This is a genomic window from Streptomyces sp. NPDC032472 (assembly GCF_040636955.1).
In the GTDB taxonomy this organism is placed as follows: Bacteria; Actinomycetota; Actinomycetes; order Streptomycetales; family Streptomycetaceae; genus Streptomyces.
On sequence record NZ_JBEZVK010000007.1, the window covers coordinates 100,636 to 117,037 of the forward strand.

The 16,402-nt window shown below is 74.5% G+C and carries 14 protein-coding genes; 7 read left to right on the forward strand and 7 right to left on the reverse strand.

Going from position 1 to position 16,402, the window contains the following annotated elements:
• Window positions 1-143 precede the first annotated feature (143 nt).
• The 3 genes from pepN to AB0F11_RS06565 all read right to left on the reverse strand — a co-directional run bounded on the left by pepN (window position 144) and on the right by AB0F11_RS06565 (window position 4,884).
• Complete coding sequence (pepN, locus tag AB0F11_RS06555; protein WP_362169084.1) at window positions 144-2,672, reverse strand: aminopeptidase N; 2,529 nt, start codon at window positions 2,670-2,672, stop codon at window positions 144-146.
• A gap of 37 nt (window positions 2,673-2,709) precedes the next feature.
• A complete protein-coding gene (locus tag AB0F11_RS06560; RefSeq protein WP_362169086.1) occupies window positions 2,710-3,030 on the reverse strand; it encodes a chorismate mutase in 321 nt (106 codons plus the stop codon).
• 1,071 nt (window positions 3,031-4,101) lie between these two features.
• Complete coding sequence (locus AB0F11_RS06565) at window positions 4,102-4,884, reverse strand: serine protease (RefSeq protein ID WP_362169088.1); 783 nt, start codon at window positions 4,882-4,884, stop codon at window positions 4,102-4,104.
• Window positions 4,885-5,017: 133 nt separating this feature from the next.
• Between AB0F11_RS06565 and AB0F11_RS06570 the strand changes: the two genes are divergently transcribed.
• Window positions 5,018-5,905 (forward strand): hypothetical protein, encoded by an 888-nt coding sequence (locus tag AB0F11_RS06570; protein ID WP_362169090.1) that lies wholly within the window; start codon window positions 5,018-5,020, stop codon window positions 5,903-5,905.
• Window positions 5,906-6,084: 179 nt separating this feature from the next.
• On the opposite strand, the gene AB0F11_RS06575 is transcribed toward AB0F11_RS06570, so the two are convergent.
• A complete protein-coding gene (locus tag AB0F11_RS06575) occupies window positions 6,085-7,518 on the reverse strand; it encodes an MFS transporter (RefSeq protein ID WP_362169213.1) in 1,434 nt (477 codons plus the stop codon).
• Window positions 7,519-7,728: 210 nt separating this feature from the next.
• On the opposite strand from AB0F11_RS06575, the gene AB0F11_RS06580 reads away from it, so the two are divergent.
• Window positions 7,729-8,208, forward strand: coding sequence for a MarR family transcriptional regulator (locus tag AB0F11_RS06580; RefSeq protein ID WP_362169092.1), 480 nt, complete (start codon window positions 7,729-7,731; stop codon window positions 8,206-8,208).
• Between the two features lies 1 nt (window position 8,209).
• On the opposite strand, the gene AB0F11_RS06585 is transcribed toward AB0F11_RS06580, so the two are convergent.
• Together AB0F11_RS06585 and AB0F11_RS06590 are read right to left on the reverse strand one after the other, a co-directional pair.
• Window positions 8,210-9,154, reverse strand: a complete 945-nt coding sequence (locus tag AB0F11_RS06585) for an SDR family oxidoreductase (RefSeq protein ID WP_362169215.1) — start codon at window positions 9,152-9,154, stop codon at window positions 8,210-8,212.
• A 37-nt stretch (window positions 9,155-9,191) separates the two neighbouring features.
• Window positions 9,192-9,971, reverse strand: coding sequence for an SDR family oxidoreductase (locus AB0F11_RS06590; RefSeq protein WP_362169094.1), 780 nt, complete (start codon window positions 9,969-9,971; stop codon window positions 9,192-9,194).
• A gap of 69 nt (window positions 9,972-10,040) precedes the next feature.
• On the opposite strand from AB0F11_RS06590, the gene AB0F11_RS06595 reads away from it, so the two are divergent.
• The 5 genes from AB0F11_RS06595 to AB0F11_RS06615 are packed head-to-tail and all read left to right on the forward strand — an operon-like array spanning window position 10,041 to window position 14,505.
• Window positions 10,041-10,790, forward strand: a complete 750-nt coding sequence (locus AB0F11_RS06595) for an enoyl-CoA hydratase family protein (protein ID WP_362169096.1) — start codon at window positions 10,041-10,043, stop codon at window positions 10,788-10,790.
• Window positions 10,787-11,680 (forward strand): CoA-transferase, encoded by an 894-nt coding sequence (locus AB0F11_RS06600; RefSeq protein ID WP_362169098.1) that lies wholly within the window; start codon window positions 10,787-10,789, stop codon window positions 11,678-11,680. Before AB0F11_RS06595 ends, AB0F11_RS06600 begins: the two co-directional genes overlap by 4 nt.
• Window positions 11,677-12,447 (forward strand): CoA-transferase, encoded by a 771-nt coding sequence (locus AB0F11_RS06605; protein WP_362169100.1) that lies wholly within the window; start codon window positions 11,677-11,679, stop codon window positions 12,445-12,447. Before AB0F11_RS06600 ends, AB0F11_RS06605 begins: the two co-directional genes overlap by 4 nt.
• A gap of 4 nt (window positions 12,448-12,451) precedes the next feature.
• Window positions 12,452-13,528: a nitronate monooxygenase gene (locus tag AB0F11_RS06610; protein WP_362169102.1), complete on the forward strand. Its 1,077-nt coding sequence runs from the start codon at window positions 12,452-12,454 to the stop codon at window positions 13,526-13,528.
• Between the two features lie 29 nt (window positions 13,529-13,557).
• On the forward strand, window positions 13,558-14,505 hold the full coding sequence (locus tag AB0F11_RS06615) for a tyrosine-protein phosphatase (RefSeq protein WP_362169104.1): 948 nt from the start codon (window positions 13,558-13,560) through the stop codon (window positions 14,503-14,505).
• Window positions 14,506-14,600: 95 nt separating this feature from the next.
• Here AB0F11_RS06615 and AB0F11_RS06620 read toward each other — a convergent pair whose 3' ends face one another.
• The gene (locus tag AB0F11_RS06620) at window positions 14,601-16,349 is read right to left on the reverse strand and encodes a DEAD/DEAH box helicase (protein WP_362169106.1); all 1,749 of its coding nucleotides are present in this window, start codon (window positions 16,347-16,349) and stop codon (window positions 14,601-14,603) included.
• Window positions 16,350-16,402: the final 53 nt, after the last annotated feature.

Here is a 16,402-nt window from a genome sequence, read left to right on the forward strand (position 1 = left end):
GCGCGGCGTTTGAGCGCACCGGGCGCGAAGCGCCCGGAACCGGGTCCGGGCGGAGCCCGCCACGCGGCGGAGCCGCACATCCGGCACAGCGGGAAGGGGCGGGGTGGGGAAACGGCTCCGCGCAACGGCAGGTGTCGGACCGGTCAGGCGGTGGTGGGCTGGGCCGGGGTGCGCACGCGCAGGGCGCGGGCCAGGTCGTCGAGCTGGTCGACGAGGCCCCGGCGGAGCCGCGGGGTCAGGTCGGGGTCGGCGAGGCAGGCCCGGCCCGCCTCCAGGTGGCCGGGCTCGATCGCGTACGCGGGGAAGGCGTGCCGGGCCGCCGCCTCGGCGATGGCCGGGCCGCGCCGGGTGGCGAGTGCTGTGGCCTCGGGGTAGAAGCGGGGCACGTACTCCCGTACGAGGTCGGCCTGTTCGGGCTGCCAGAAGCCCTGGGCGGTGGCGGTGAAGAGGTAGTTGGAGAGGCTGTCGTCGTGGAACAGGCGGCTCCAGGCTGCGGCCTTGGCCTCGGCGGTGGGCAGGGCGGCGCGGCAGCGGGCGGCGCCTTCCTCGCCGGTGGCGCTGGGGTCGGCGGCCAGGGCGGCGTCGATGTCGCTCTCGCCGACGGCGCCGAGGGCGCTGAGGCGGGCGAGGATGCGCCAGCGCAGCTCGGGGTCGAGTTCGGGGCCGCCGGGGACGGTGTCCTCGTCGAGCCAGGCGGTGAGGGTGTCGGGCTGGGTGGCGCTGTCGATGAGGGCGCGTACGGCGGCGAGTCGCATGCCGGGGTCGGTGCCGTCCTCGGTGCGGCGCAGCAGGGCGCGGGCGGTGGCGGTGAGGGCGGTGAGGGCGGCGGTGCGCTCGTCGGGGGCGAGGTAGCGGTCGGCGATGTGACGGCGGGCGAAGGCGAGGACGCCCTGGACGATGGCGAGGTCGGGCTCGTCGGGGAGGTGGGCCTCGGCGGTGGCGAGGTAGGCGGCGGGTTCGAGTTCGCCGTCGCGGACCATGTCGCGCAGGGAGTTCCAGACCACGGCGCGGGTGAGCGGGTCGGGGATGGCGGACAGGTTGCGCAGGGCGGTTTCGACGGAGGTGTCGTCGAGGCGGACCTTGGCGTAGCCGAGGTCGCCGTCGTTGAGGACGAGGAGGGCGGGGCGGGGGCCGTCTGCGGAGAGGACCTCGTCGGAGGGGACGTCGAGGGTGACGGGGCCGCGCGCGGTGAGGGTGTCGTCGGGGTCGCGGTCGTAGAGGCCGACGGCGATGTGGTGGGGGCGGGTGCCGTGGTGGTCGACGGTGAGGGTCCAGCCGCCGTGGTTCTCCTCGATGCGGGGGACGAGGGTGTCGATGCCGGTGGTGCGCAGCCAGGCCTCGGCCCAGGCGTGGACGTCGCGGTCGGTGTGGGCGGCGAGGGAGTCGACGAAGTCGGCGAGGGAGGCGTTGGCGAACTTGTGTCGGGTGAAGTGGGTGTTGATGCCGGCGAGGAAGTCCTTTTCGCCGAGCCAGGCGACGAGCTGGCGCAGGGCGGAGGCGCCCTTGGCGTAGGAGATGCCGTCGAAGTTGAGCAGGGCGCTGTCGGTGTCGGGGACGGCGTCGGCGTCGGGGGCGACGGGGTGGGTGGAGGGGCGTTGGTCGGCGTCGTATCCCCAGGGCTTGCGCTCCATGCCGAATTCGGTCCAGGTGCCGGTGAAGCGGGTGGCTTCGGCGAGGGTCTGGTAGCCCATGTACTCGGCGAAGGACTCGTTGAGCCAGATGTCGTCCCACCAGCGGAGGGTGACGAGGTCGCCAAACCACATGTGGGCCATCTCGTGGGCGATGACCATGCCGCGGCGCTGGCGTTCGGAGCCGGTGACGGCGGAGCGGAAGACGAACTCGTCACGGAAGGTGACCAGGCCCGGGTTCTCCATGGCGCCGGCGTTGAACTCGGGGACGAAGGCCTGGTCGTAGGAGTCGAAGGGGTAGGGCTCGGTGAACTTCTCGTGGTAGCGGTCGTAGCAGGCGGTGGTGATGGAGAGGATTTCCTCGGCGTCGGCGTCGAGGTGGGGGGCGAGGGACTTGCGGCAGTGGATGCCGAAGGGGAGGCCGGCGTGTTCGGTGCGGATGCTGTGCCAGGGGCCTGCGGCGACGGCGGCGAGGTAGGTGGAGATGACGGGGGTGGGGGCCGAGGTCCAGATGCCGGCGCCGTCGCCGTCGCGGGTGCCGGTGCGCTGGGTGATGCCGTTGGCGAGGACGGTCCAGTGGGCGGGGGCGGTGACGGTGAAGGCGAAGACGGCCTTGAGGTCGGGCTGGTCGAAAGCCGCGAAGACGCGCTGGATGTCGTCCATGAACATCTGGGTGTAGACGTACGTCTCGCCGTCCGCGGGGTCGGTGAAGCGGTGCAGGCCTTCGCCGGTGCGGGAGTAGCGCATGCGGGTGTCGACGCGCAGTTCGTGGGGGCCTTCGGTGAGGCCGGTGAGGGCGAGGCGGTTGTCGGTGAGGGCGGCCGGGTCGAGGGGGCGGCCGTCGAGGTGGGCGGAGCGCAGTTCGTCCGGTTTCAGCTCCACGAAGGTGTCGCCGGCGGTGCGGGCGGCGAACCGGATGACGGTGGTGGAGTCGAAGGTGTCGTCGCCGCCGGTGAGGTCGAGGGTGACCGTGTACCGGTGGACGTCGAGGAGCCGGGCTCGGGCTTGCGCTTCGTTGCGCGTCAGTGCGGACATGGGCCCCATGCTGCCGGAAGGGTGGGCCCGGCCCCTCTGGTTCCTTCTAGTCTTCGCGCGCAGCGATCGTCTCGTGGTGCCTGATCACTTCGGCGATGATGAAGTTCAGGAGCTTCTCGGCGAACGCCGGGTCGAGCTTGGCGCTCTCGGCGAGCTGGCGCAGGCGGGCGATCTGGCTGGCCTCGCGGTTGGGGTCGGCCGGGGGCAGGTGGTGCTTGGCCTTGAGGTGGCCGACCTGCTGGGTGCACTTGAAGCGTTCGGCGAGCATGTGGACCACGGCGGCGTCGATGTTGTCGATGCTGTCGCGCAGGCGGGCGAGCTCTGCGGTGACGTTCTCGTCGGGCGCGTCGGGGTGGCTGTTGTTCATGGTGGTTGAGCTTACGTGGCAGGCCGGGGCGGGGGCGGGGGCAGTCGTCCAGTGAGACGGCGTGAACGTTTTCCGGCCGCGGCCCCCATGGATCCCGACCCGCCCGGCCCGCAGTCCCCGTCCCGGCCCGGGGGCAACCCCGCGGCCCCGCCGCCCCGCCCCGCCGGCCGGCCTGTACGTAACGGGGCCGAGCCGGCGGCCGCGGATGTGGCCGGAACCGTGTGCGCCTCTGGGGGTGCACGGCCCGAACCGTCCCGCCTCCGGCCGCTCCGCGCCCGGCGCGCTCAAACGCCGCGCGGGCTGGACGGTGCCGCAGCACGGCATCCGGCCCGACGCCCAGTGCGCTACGCCGCGCGGCCGGGCAACCGTCCCGGGCGCTTCGCGCCGGTGCGCTCAAACGCCGCGCGGGCTGGATTTTCCAGCCCCGCCGGCGTTTGAGGCGCGGGGTCCGGGGCGGAGCCCCGGTCTTTGAGCCGCGCCCGCGAACAAGGTGCGAAGCGGCCGCGGGCGGAGCCCCGTCCTTCAGCCCCGCCGGCGATTGAGGCGCGGGGGGCTGGGGGTCGAGGCCCCGGGGTGCGCGGGGCCTGAGGGGTCGGCCCGTCGGGGGTTGCGGCCGGGGGTCCGGGCGGAGTCCGGTTTCGGGAAGGGGCGGGGCGGGGGACAGACGCCGGGACCCGGGACCCGCATGCGGGCCCGAGTCGGCCGGGGCGTGGGAAGTTGCCCCCTCGCGCGGCGTCAGGCGGAACGCCGGGGTGGGGCCCGGGCAACCCGGGGCGTCGGGGCGGCGTCCTTCAGGGTGGCGGCGGACGCTCCGCCGCAGAGCGCCGCGTGACGTGCCCGTCGAGGTCGAAGGTGGTGGCGATCACGATGCCTGGGCCGTGCTGCCCGGCGGGGCCCGGGGCCCCCACACCACCGCCCCCCGCCCGGACGTTCGGGCAGGGGGCGGCGAGCCCGGCACCGGGCCGGACCCAGGGCCGGGGGCCCGGGTGGGCGCTGGGCCGGGATCCGGGCCGGGGGCCGGGTCCCTCCGGCCCCGTGTCGCGCGGGGGCCGGAAGGGCGCGGCCGGGAGGTCAGAGGCCGGCCGCGGCGGCCTTGATGTCGGCGGCGAAGGTGGACACCTCGGTGTAGACGCCGGGGTAGCCGGCCCGCGCGCACCCCTCGCCCCAGCTGACGATCCCGACCTGGATCCAGGCGTTGCTGTTGTCGCGGCGGAACATGGGCCCGCCGGAGTCGCCCTGGCAGGTGTCGACGCCGCCCTGGTCGTAGCCGGCGCATATCTCCTCGGCGGGGACGAGGGAGCTGCCGTACGCGCTCTGGCAGGCGGCGTCGGAGACGAACGGAACGGTGGCCTTGAGCAGGTACCGCTGCTGGCCGCCGCCTTCGCGGGCGGCGCCCCAGCCGGCGACGGTGAAGGTGCCGTTGTCGTAGGCCTTGGTGTCCGCGATCTTGAGCGTGGGCAGGTTGACCGGCTTGGCGAGCTTGATCAGGGCCCAGTCCTTGCCCTGCCCGTTGTAGCCGGGGGCCTGCAGGACCTTGGTGGACTTGACCTTGATGGCGCTGGAGCTGTTGAGGTCGACGACTCCGGCGGTGGCGGTGATGGAGGTGTTGTTGCCGGAGCCGTTCACGCAGTGGGCGGCGGTGAGGACGATCTGCTGGGTGTAGAGGGCGCCGCCGCAGCCCATGGAGAGCCGGACCATGAAGGGGAACTCGCCCTGCGCGGCGCGCGTGCCGCCGACGACGGGGGCGGGGGCTGCGCCGGCGCTGCCGGGCTGGAGGCTGACGGCCGCGAGGGCGACGGCGCCGACGGCGAGGGTGCGCTTGAGGAGGGTGCCGAGGGTGGACACGGTCAACACACTGCCTTTCGTGGGGGGTTGGCGGTGCGGCGTCATCGGGTGAATGACTTGTACATGTCATACCCTCGGTCGGCCGGGGCTCAAGGACCCCTTTTCGGACAACCTGAGCGCCAGGTGCCGAGGGGCGTGCGCGATGAGGCGCGTCGCGGCCGCGACCGGCCCGGTCGAGCACGGCTTTCCGCACCTCGCGACCGTCCGCGCCGCGATCCCCGCGCTGCTGCGGCGGCTGCCGGCCGACGGGCTGCGCTCCTACGCCGTCCCCCTCTCCCCCGCCGACGCCGCCTTCACGGCCGCCGACGACCTCCACCTCGGCGCGCACCGCGTGGCCTCGGCGGTCGTGGCGGCGCTGCGGCTGCCCGACGCCCGGATGGTGGTCGCGTTCCGGTCCATGCCGGAGGCGGCCACCGTCGAACTGGCAGCGGGGCCCGAGTACTTCGTCGAGGTCAACGACCGCTTCCGCACCCACCGCCGCGATCTGGCGGCCGCCCTGGCCCACGAGGTCACGCACGTGCTGCTGCACCGGCTGGGCCTGCGCTTCCCCCTCACCCCCGACAACGAGATCCTCACCGACACGGCCGCCGCCTACCTGGGCGTCGGCTGGCTGCTCCTGGACGCCTACCGCGAGGACCGCCTCGGCAGCCAGAGGCTCGGCTACCTCACCCCGGAGGAGTTCGGCTACGTCCTCGGCAAGCGGGCGCTGCTGCTCGGCGAGGACCTGTCCGCCTGGTTCACCAGCCCGCAGGCGTACGAGGCCTACGTGCGCGGGCGCGCGCTCGCGGAGCGGGACCTGCGCCGGGCCCCTCTCGCGGCCGCGGACCGTACGCAGCGGCGCCGCTACCTGCGCGACCGCGCCGCCGGCACCGCCGCGCCCGGGGCCGGATACCGCTTCGAGCGCCGCGGCGGGCAGCTGCGGGTGAGCTTCTGCTGCCCGGTGTGCGAACAGCGGCTCCGCGTACTGGTGGCAGGAGCTCTGCGGGCCCGCTGCGCCCTGTGCCGCACGGTCCTGGAGTGCGACACCTAGGGCGCGCAGGGCGGCGGGCGGCAGCGGGGGCGGGGACCTGCCGGTGCAGGCGCAACTCGTAGCGGGGGGCGCGGTTCAGGCGGTGGCCGGGGTGGGTAGTGATACTCCATCGCACGAATGCCGGGCCGGCCCCGACCCCTCGCCAGGGGGCCGGGGCCGTTTCGCGGGCCGGGGGTGCCTCACGCGGCCGCGGGCTCCGCCGCCGCCTCCGCTTCGGCTTCCGCTTCACCTTCCGGAGAGACCGCCGTGCGGGGCAGCGCGAGGCAGAGCAGGGCGCACACCAGGAACCCGGCGCAGACCCACGGCATCGCGGCGGTCAGCGCATGGGTGGGGCCGCCGTCGGCGAGGGCCCCGAAGAAGACGCTGCCGATGACCGCCGCACCGAGGGCGCCGCCGAACTGCTGGGCGGTGGAGAAGATCCCGGAGGCGCCGCCCGCGATGTCGGCGGGGACGGCCGACAGGACGACGTTGACCAGCGGTACGACGAGGAAGCCGAGCCCGGCGCCCGCGAGAAGCAGGCCGGGAACGAGCGGCCAGGCCCCGACCGGGCCGACCCCCGCGGCGGCCCCCGCAGCCTCCTCCCCGGCCGAGGGGACCGCGTACCAGACCGCGGCGAAGCCGCCCGCCATCGTCAGCGCCCCGGCGGCCAGTACGAGGCGGCCGAATCGCACCGCGAGCGCATCGGCGGCGGGCGCGGTGAGGAAGCCGCCGGCGGAGAAGGCGACGGTGAGGACGCCGGCCTCCATCGGGGTGTAGTGCTGGCTGCCCTGGAGCCAGATCGCGAAGACCAGGAAGAAGCCCTGCATGCCGACGGCGAAGAGCAGTTGGACGGCGAGGCCGACGGAGAAGGCGGGCAGGCGGAAGGCGCGGGCGGGCAGCAACGGCACCCTCGCTCCGCGGCGGCGCGCCTCGACCACGCCGAGGCCGGACACGGCGAGGACGCCGGCGGCCAGGCACAGCCAGCCCCACAGCGGCCAGCCGTTCGCCTCGCCCTGCACGAGCGGCAGCACGACGGCGATCAGGCCGCCCGCGAGGACGAGGCTGCCGAGCAGGTCGGGGCGGCCTGCGCCGCGCTCGCGGGTGGCGGGGACGAGGACGGCTCCGGCCGCGAGCGCGGCGAGGGCGACGGGCACGTTGACGAGGAAGACCGACCGCCAGCCCCAGCCGAACAGGTCGGCGTCGGTGAGCAGGCCGCCGAGCAGCAGTCCGACGGCGGAGGCGAAGCCGGCGACGGCCCCGTACATGCCGAAGACGGCGCCGCGCTCCCTGCCGTGGAAGAGGGTACGGAAGGAGCCGAGGACCTGCGGCATCAGCAGCGCGGCCATGACGCCCTGCACGGCGCGGGCGGCGATGAGCGGGCCGGGGCTCTGGGCGATGCCGCAGCCGAGGCTCGCGAGGCCGAAGCCGGCGGTTCCGGCGAGGAAGAGGGTCTTGCGGCCGTAGCGGTCGCCGAGGTGGCCGGAGACGATCAGGGTGGCGGCGAAGCCGAGGAGGTAGGCGGAGACGAGCCACTGCAGGGCGCTCTGGGAGGCGTGCAGCTCGCGGCCGATGGAGGGGATGGCGACGTTGACGATGGTCACGTCGAGCAGGTCCATGAGCGCGGCGACCATCATGACCACGGCCGCCGCCCAGCGGCGCGGATACGGAGTCGGGCTCGACCTCGCTGTCGTTGGCGGTGTCGGTGTCGGTGTCGGTGTCGAAGTCATGGCGGCCTCCAGCCACACGGGAAGTCTTTCGTTCGTCCGAACGAAAGACTTGCACGGAGGCGCGCCTGATCGCAACTCTTTCGTTCGAGCGAACTAAAGAGTTGGTACGGTGTTCCCATGAGCGACGAGAAGGAGACCCCGCGCCGGGCCGAGGTGCTGGCCGAGCTCAACCGCACGGGCCGGGAGACGAGCGCGGCGACCATCGTCTTCCACGAGGCGGCCGCGGCCCGGCAGGGCCTGAGCGCGACCGAGACCAAGACGCTGGACCTGCTCCAGCGGCGCGGGCCGCTGACCGCGAAGGAGCTGTCCGAGCACTCGGGGCTGGCACCCGCCTCGGTGACGGGCCTGGTCGACCGGCTGGAGCGCAAGGGCTACGTCCGCCGGGTCAAGCACCCGACGGACAAGCGGCGGGTGCTGGTGGAGGCCCTGCCGGAGCAGCTCGACGCGATCCGGCCGGTGTTCGAGGACTGGGCGCGCGAGGTCGCCGAGCTGTGCGAGGAGTTCACCACGGAGGAACTGGAGACGGTGATCCGCTTCCTGCGCGGCTCGAACACACGCCAGCTCCGCGCGGCGGCCCGCCTGGCCGAATCCCCCTGACCTACGACGCCCCGTACACCGGGTGCGGGGCCCGGGCCGCCGCGAGCAGCTTCGCGGCCGCCTCCCCCGCCTCGGCCGGGCTCCAGCGGGCGCCCCGTTCGGCGGTGGGGCCGCGCTGCCAGCCCTCCATCACCGTGATCCGGCCGCCCTCCGCCTCGAAGACCCGCCCCGTGACCCCGGCCGAGGCCGCGCTGCCGAGCCACACCACCAGCGGTGACACGTTCTCCGGGGCCATCGCGTCGAACTCCCCTGCCTCCGGCGCCGCCATGGTCTGGGCGAAGACCTCCTCGGTCATCCGGGTCCGGGCCGCCGGGGCGATCGCGTTCACCTGCACCCCGTACCGGCCCAGCTCGGCGGCCGCGACCAGGGTCAGCCCGAGGATGCCGGCCTTGGCCGCGCTGTAGGACCCCTGCCCGACGGAGCCGGCCAGGCCCGCCCCCGACGAGGTGTTCACCACGCGCGCCGCGACCGGCCGGCCCGCCTTCGCCTCGGCGCGCCAGTGCTCGGCGGCGTGCTTCAGGGGCAGGAAGTGGCCCTTGAGGTGGACCCGGAGCACGGCGTCCCAGTCGGCCTCCGTGAGGTTGACGAGCATCCGGTCGCGCAGGAAGCCCGCGTTGTTGACCAGGGTGTCCAGCCGGCCGAAGGCGCTGAGCGCGCAGTCGACCAGCGAGGCCGCCCCCTGCGCGGTGGCGATGTCCCCGCCGTGCGCCACCGCCTCCCCGCCCCGCGCGCGGATCTCCGCGACGACCTGCGCCGCCGGGCCGTCCGGGCCGGGCAGCCCGTCAAGGCCCACCCCGAGGTCGTTGACGACGACCTTCGCGCCCTCCGCCGCGAACGCCAGCGCGTGGGCCCGCCCGAGCCCCCGCCCGGCCCCCGTCACCACGACGACCCGCCCCTGCGCCATCCCCTCGCCCACACCCGCACCCCTCTCCGTGTCCGTGTCCATGTCCGTGTCCGCGTCCATGTCCCTGTCCGTGCCCATCTCAGGCCTCCTTGTTGACCGTTGCCGCGTCCAGGAACGCCGGCCGCTCCCCGCCGCCGTGCACGAGCAGGCTCGCCCCGCTCACGTACTGCGCCTGCTGCGAGGCCAGGAACACCGCCGCAGCCCCGACATCGGCCGGCTCCGCCAGCCGTCCGAGCGGGACCGTCGCCGCCACCGCGGCGATGCCCTGCTCGTCGCCGTAGTGCAGGTGCGCCAGTTCGGTCCGCACCATGCCGAGCACCAGCGTGTTCACCCGTACCTCGGGCGCCCACTCGACCGCCATGGAGCGGGCGAGGTGCTCCAGCCCGGCCTTCGCCGCCCCGTAGGCCGCCGTGCCGGGAGAGGGCCGGGTGCCGCTGACGCTGCCGATCATCACCACCGAGCCGCGGGCCGCCCGCAGCAGCGGGTACGCCGCCAGCGAGGCGGTCATCGGGGCCAGCAGGTTCAGCTCGACGATCCGGGCGTGCCGCTCGGCGCCGCCCTCCCCCAGCGGCCGGTACGGGGTGCCGCCCGCGTTGTTGACCAGGCAGTCGAGCCGGCCGTGGCGACGGGCCACCGACGCGAAGAGGCCCTCGGCCGCGGCCGGGTCGCGCAGGTCGGCCGGGAGGTACGAGGCCTCGCGCCCGGCGGCCGCGACCGGCTCCTTCGGCGGCCGGCGGGCGCACAGGACGACCTGCGCGCCCGCCTCCAGGAACGAGCGGGCGATGCCGGCTCCGACGCCCCGCGTCCCGCCGGTGACGACGGCAACCCTCCCGTCGAGAACCCTCCCGTCGAGCTCCATGGGCTGCTACCTTCCTCACCTGACAACCTCACCTAACAAACGTTTGGTGGAAAGGTAGCTGATCCGGTCATGGGTGTCTCCACCTCGAACCCCGGCAAGGGCATCGCACTCGTCACAGTCGACTTCCCACCCGTCAACGCCCTCCCCGTCCAGGGCTGGTACGAGCTCGCCGACGCCCTGCGCGCGGCCGGCCGGGACCCCGAGCACCGCTGCGTCGTCCTGGCCGCCGAGGGCCGCGGCTTCAACGCCGGCGTCGACATCAAGGAGATGCAGCGCGACACCGGCCGCTCCCGGCTGATCGGCGCCAACCGCGGCTGCTACGAGGCCTTCGCCGCCGTGTACGAGTGCGAGGTGCCCGTCGTCGCGGCCGTGCACGGGTTCTGCCTGGGCGGCGGTATCGGGCTCGTCGGCAACGCGGACGCGATCGTCGCCTCCGACGACGCCGTCTTCGGCCTGCCCGAGCTCGACCGGGGCGCGCTCGGCGCCGCCACCCACCTGGCCCGGCTGGTCCCCCAGCACCTGATGCGCACCCTGTACTACACCTCGCGCACCGCCACCGCCGCCGAGCTGCACGCGCACGGCTCGGTCTGGCAGGTGGTGCCGCGGGCGGAGCTGCGCACGGCCGCGCTCGCGCTCGCCGCCGAGATCGCGCGCAAGGACGGGTACCTGCTGCGGCTGGCCAAGGCGGCCATCAACGGCATCGACCCGGTGGACGTGCGCCGCAGCTACCGCTTCGAGCAGGGGTTCACCTTCGAGGCCAACCTCAGCGGGGTGGCCGACCGGGTCCGCGACACCTTCGGAAAGGCAGGCCCACGATGACCGCCACCGGCACCGGATCCGCCACCCCCGACAAGACCATGACGCCCGAGGAGGTCGTCGGGCGGCTGCGCAGCGGGATGACCCTGGGCATCGGCGGCTGGGGCTCGCGGCGCAAGCCCATGGCCCTGGTGCGGGCGCTGCTCCGCTCCGAGATCACCGATCTCACCGTGGTCTCGTACGGCGGACCCGACGTCGGCCTGCTCGCGGCCGCCGGCCGGATCCGCCACCTCGTGGCCCCCTTCGCCACGCTCGACTCGATCCCGCTGGAGCCGCACTTCCGGGCCGCCCGCGAGAGCGGCGCCCTCACCCTGACCGAGCTCGACGAGGCCATGTTCATGTGGGGCCTGCACGCCGCCGCCAACCGGCTGCCCTTCCTGCCCGTCCGCGCCGGCCTCGGCTCCGACGTCATGCGGGTCAACCCGCAGCTGCGGACCGTGACCTCCCCGTACGAGGACGGCGAGGAGCTGGTGGCGGTCCCCGCCCTGCGGATGGACGCCGCCCTGGTCCACCTCAGCCGCGCCGACCGGCTCGGCAACGGCCAGTACCTCGGCCCCGACCCGTACTTCGACGACCTGTTCTGCGAGGCCGCCGACACCGCGTACGTCTCCTGCGAGCAGCTCGTCGGGACCGCCGACCTCGCCAAGGCCGGCCCCCCGCAGTCCCTGCTGGTCAGCCGGCACAGCGTCACCGGGGTCGTCGAGACCCCGAACGGCGCGCACTTCACCTCCTGCGTCCCCGACTACGGGCGCGACGAGGCCTTCCAGAAGCTGTACGCCACCACCCCCTGGCCCGAGTTCGCCGCCCGCTTCCTGTCCGGGCCCGGCGAGCACGCCTACCAGAGCGCCATACGCGCCTGGCACGAGGAGCAGCAGAAGGAGGTCCGGCAGTGAGCACGCCCGACACGGACACCGGCACCCGCACCGGCACCCGCGCCCCCGTCACCCGCGCCGAGTACTGCGTCATCGCCTGCGCCGAGGCCTGGCGCGGCGACGGCGAGGTGCTCGCGAGCCCGATGGGCCTGATCCCCTCCCTCGGGGCCCGGCTCGCGCGGCGGACCTTCTCCCCCGGGCTGCTGCTGACCGACGGCGAGGCGATGCTGGTCGGCCCGGACGGAGAGGTGGAGGGCTGGCTCCCGTACCGGCGCCACCTGACGATGGTCACCGGCGGCCGGCGGCACGTGATGATGGGCGCGAGCCAGCTCGACCGGTACGGCAACCAGAACATCTCCTGCATCGGCGACTGGGAGCGGCCCTCCCGCCAGCTCCTGGGGGTGCGGGGCGCGCCGGTCAACACGCTCAACAACCCGGTGAGCTACTGGGTGCCGCGGCATTCGCCCCGGGTGTTCGTGGAGCGGGTCGACATGGTCAGCGGGGTCGGCCACGACCGGGCCGCGGCGGCCGGGGTGACGCGGTTCCACCGGCTGCCGCGGGTGGTCAGCGACCTCGGGGTGTTCGACTTCGCGACGCCCGACCGGTCGATGCGGCTGGCCTCGCTCCACCCGGGCGTCACGGTCGAACAGGTGCGGGCGGCCACCGGGTTCGCCCTGGCCGAGCCCGATCCGGTCCCGTACACGCGCGAGCCGACGGACGAGGAGCTGCGCCTGATCCGCGAGGTGCTCGATCCGGCGGGCCTGCGCGAGCGGGAAGTGCGGGGCTGAGGCGGTGGAGACGGCACTGACCGCGCTGGTCGGAATCCGGCATCCGATCGTGCAGACGGGGATGGGCTGGGTGGCCGGGCCGCGGCTGGTCACGGCGGCGGCCGAGGCGGGCGCCCTGGGCATCCTGGCCTCGGCGACGATGACGCTGCCGCAGCTGCGGGCGGCGGTGCGGGAGGTCAAGTCCCGTACGGGCGCGCCGTTCGGGGTGAATCTGCGGGCGGACGCCGGGGACGCGGCCGAGCGGGCCCGGCTGATCGTCGAGGAGGGCGTGCGGGTCGCGTCGTTCGCGCTGGCGCCGTCGGCGGAGCTGATCGCCCGGCTGAAGGACGCGGGCGTGGTGGTGATCCCGTCGGTCGGGGCGCGCCGGCACGCCGAGAAGGTCGCGGCCTGGGGTGCGGACGCGGTGATCGTGCAGGGCGGCGAGGGCGGCGGGCACACGGGGGACGTGGCGACGACGGTGCTGCTGCCGCAGGTCGTGGACGCCGTCGGGATCCCGGTGGTCGCGGCGGGCGGCTTCCACGACGGGCGCGGGCTGGTCGCGGCGCTGTCGTACGGGGCGGCGGGCATCGCGATGGGCACCCGCTTCCTGCTGACGTCCGACTCGACCGTGCCGGACGCCGTCAAGGCCCGCTACCTGGCGGCCGGCGTCAAGGACGTCACCGTCACGACGGCCGTCGACGGGCTGCCGCACCGGATGCTGCGCACCGAGCTGGTGGCCTCGCTGGAGCGGGCGGGCCGGGCCCGGGCGCTGCTGCGGGCGGTGCGGCACGCGGCGGCGTTCCGGAAGGTGTCGGGTCTGTCGTGGCCGCGGATGGTGCGCGACGGGCTCGCGATGAAACACGGCAAGGACCTGTCATGGAGCCAGGTCCTGCTCGCCGCGAACACGCCCATGCTCCTGAAGGCGTCCATGGTCGAGGGCCGTACGGACCTCGGTGTCATGGCATCGGGCCAGGTCGCGGGGGTGATCGAGGATCTGCCGTCGTGCGCGGAGCTCGTCGGCCGCGTCATGGCCGAAGCACACGCCGTGCTGGCACGACTGGAACAGCTGCACGGGTCCGCCACCCTGCCACCACCAGGGTGATCCCTTCCGATCCCTAGGAGTCGCCACCGATGAGACGTGCCCGAAACCGCCTGGTGAGCGCGGTCCTCGCCTGCACCGCCCTCGCCGCCGCGGCCGTGCCGAGCGCCGCGTACGCCGCGGCGCCGGCCTCCCCCGCGCAGCACCGGCACCGGCAGCCGGCCGTTGCCGCCGCCACCGCCGCGGAAACGATTCGGCAGATCCCCCTCCAGGGCGCCGTCAACGTCCGCGACCTCGGCGGGTACCACACGTACACCGGCGGACAGGTCCGCCAGGGGCTGGTCTACCGCTCCGACGCACTGAGCAGGCTGACCGCGGCGGACATCACCACCGTCGCCGGTCTGGGCCTCACGAAGGCCGTGGACTTCCGCATCCCGATGGAGGTCCAGTACGACGGCGCCGACAGGCTGCCGCCGGGGCTCACCCCCACCTCCCGCCCGGTCAGCGACCTGGGCCTGTACGGCACGCTGGTCACCGTGATCACCAGCGGCGACCCCGTGAAGCAGGAGCAGATGCTCGGCGGCGGGCGGGCCGAGGCCTACATGCGCGACGTCTACCGCACCTTCGTGACGAACCCCCAGAACCGGGCGCAGTTCGCGGCGACCCTGCGGGAGATCGCGGACGGCAACCAGGGTCCGCTGCTCTACCACTGCACCTCGGGGAAGGACCGGACGGGGTGGATGAGTTACGTCCTGCTGCGGGCGCTGGCCGTGCCGCAGGAGACGGCCGAGAGCGACTACCTGGCCTCGAACACCTTCCGGGCGGCGTACGACGCCCAGGTGCGCGCGGGCCTGAAGCAGTCGGGCCGGATGCAGAACCCGGACCTGCTGATCCCGCTCCAGGAGGTCCGCCAGGACTACCTGGACGCCGCGACGGCGCAGCTGGAGGCCGATTACGGGAGCTTCTACGGCTATCTGACGGACGGTCTGGGTCTGGACCTGCGGACGCTGTCGAAGCTCCAGGGCAAGCTGGTCCGCTAGCCCCGAGGGTTCGCGGGACGGGAACGGCACGGGGCCGGGCGGCGCTGCACGCGCCGCCCGGCCCCGTCATCCGTACGCCCGCGAGGGGCGGGGGGTCAGACCGCCCGGCGGCGGCCCTGACCGGCCGCGCCGACCCGGCTGCGCGCCGAGGCCGCGGCCGCGCCGCCGCCGGAGGCGGAGCCGCCCGTACCGCGCCGGGACTGGCCGGCGGAGCCGGAGCCCTGGCCGCGCCGGGACTGGCCCGACCCGGAGGAGGCGGGCGCCTGCCCGGAGCCGGAGGAACCGGAGCCGGAGCGGCGGCCGCGGCCGCCGGAGGCGGGGGCCGAGGCGCCGGCCGCGCCGGTGCGGGAGCCGCCGCGGCCGGTCTGGCCGCCGCCCTGCCCGCTCTGGCCGCCCTGCCCGCCGCCGCCTCCGGAGCGGCGGCGTCCGCCACCGCCCGAGCCGGAGCGGCCGCTGCCGCCGCCGCTGCGCGGCTTCGGCGGGGTGGGCTGGGGCACCTCCAGGACCACAGGGACGCCCGAGGGCTGCCGGGCGCCGGTGAGCCGGGCCAGTTCCTCGTCGGAGGACTTGATCTGCGCGGTGTGCGGGGAGATCCCGGCGTCGGCCATCAGGCGCGACATGTCGCGCTTCTGGTCGGGCAGGACCAGGGTGACCACGCTGCCGGACTCGCCGGCGCGGGCGGTGCGGCCGCCGCGGTGCAGGTAGTCCTTGTGGTCGGTGGGCGGGTCCACGTTCACGACGAGGTCGAGGTCGTCGATGTGGATGCCGCGGGCGGCCACGTTGGTCGCGATCAGCGCGGTGACCTCGCCCGTCTTGAACCAGTCCAGGGTCCGGTTGCGCTGCGGCTGCGAGCGCCCGCCGTGCAGGCCGGAGGCGCGCACGCCGTCGGCCTGCAGCCGCTTGACCATGCGGTCGACGCCGCGCTTGGTGTCCACGAACATGATCACGCGGCCGTCGCGGGCCGCGATGCGCGTGGCGACGGCCTTCTTGTCGGTCTCGTCCATCACGTACAGGACGTGGTGCTCCATGGTGGTGACCGCGCCGGCGGACGGGTCGACGGAGTGGCCGACCGGGTCGCTGAGGAACATCCTGACGAGCTTGTCGACGTTCTTGTCCAGGGTCGCCGAGAACAGCAGCCGCTGGCCGCCCGGCTCGACCTGCTGGAGCAGGGCGGTGACCTGCGGCATGAAGCCCATGTCGGTCATCTGGTCGGCCTCGTCGAGGACCGTGATCGAGACCTGGTCGAGGACGGCGTCGCCGCGGTCGATGAGGTCCTTCAGCCGGCCCGGCGTGGCGACGAGCACCTCGGCGCCGCGGCGCAGCGCGCCCGCCTGCCGGTTGATCGACATGCCGCCGACGACGGTCGCGAGACGCAGGTGGACGGCGGTGGCGTACGGGGTGAGCGCGTCGGTGACCTGCTGGGCCAGTTCGCGGGTCGGTACGAGGACCAGCGCGAGCGGAGCCTTCGGCTGGGCGCGGCGGCCGGCGGTGCGGGCGAGCAGGGCCAGGCCGAAGGCGAGGGTCTTGCCGGAGCCGGTGCGGCCGCGGCCGAGCAGGTCGCGCCCGGCGAGGGAGTTCGGCAGGGTCGCGGCCTGGATCGGGAAGGGCTCGGTGACGCCCTGGGCGGCGAGGGTCTTCAGCAGCGCCTCGGGCAGGTCCATGTCCTCGAAGGCGGCGGCCGGCGGCAGCGGCGGGACCACGGGCTCGGGCATGGTGAATTCCTGCGGGCGGGCGGGGGCCGGCGCGGACTTCTGTCGTGCGGCGCCAGTCTTCGGACGTCCCTGTGCCGCACCTCGGCCCCGGGCGGGTCGGCGGCCGGAACGTGCGGAGCTGGAGCTGGTCATGCGGCAAGGCCTTCCTGAAACCGACAGGTGGAACTAGGTCGAGACAGCAGACA

Excerpts from the sequence above, each read along its gene's own strand:
- pepN (WP_362169084.1), bottom strand. The coding sequence starts at position 2,672 with ATGGGGCCCATGTCCGCACTGACGCGCAACGAAGCGCAAGCCCGAGCC.
- AB0F11_RS06560 (WP_362169086.1), bottom strand. The coding sequence starts at position 3,030 with ATGAACAACAGCCACCCCGACGCGCCCGACGAGAACGTCACCGCAGAG.
- AB0F11_RS06570 (WP_362169090.1), top strand. The coding sequence starts at position 5,018 with ATGAGGCGCGTCGCGGCCGCGACCGGCCCGGTCGAGCACGGCTTTCCG.
- AB0F11_RS06575 (WP_362169213.1), bottom strand. The coding sequence starts at position 7,518 with ATGATGGTCGCCGCGCTCATGGACCTGCTCGACGTGACCATCGTCAAC.
- AB0F11_RS06580 (WP_362169092.1), top strand. The coding sequence starts at position 7,729 with ATGAGCGACGAGAAGGAGACCCCGCGCCGGGCCGAGGTGCTGGCCGAG.
- AB0F11_RS06585 (WP_362169215.1), bottom strand. The coding sequence starts at position 9,154 with ATGGACACGGACACGGAGAGGGGTGCGGGTGTGGGCGAGGGGATGGCG.
- AB0F11_RS06590 (WP_362169094.1), bottom strand. The coding sequence starts at position 9,971 with ATGGAGCTCGACGGGAGGGTTCTCGACGGGAGGGTTGCCGTCGTCACC.
- AB0F11_RS06595 (WP_362169096.1), top strand. The coding sequence starts at position 10,041 with ATGGGTGTCTCCACCTCGAACCCCGGCAAGGGCATCGCACTCGTCACA.
- AB0F11_RS06600 (WP_362169098.1), top strand. The coding sequence starts at position 10,787 with ATGACCGCCACCGGCACCGGATCCGCCACCCCCGACAAGACCATGACG.
- AB0F11_RS06615 (WP_362169104.1), top strand. The coding sequence starts at position 13,558 with ATGAGACGTGCCCGAAACCGCCTGGTGAGCGCGGTCCTCGCCTGCACC.
- AB0F11_RS06620 (WP_362169106.1), bottom strand. The coding sequence starts at position 16,349 with ATGACCAGCTCCAGCTCCGCACGTTCCGGCCGCCGACCCGCCCGGGGC.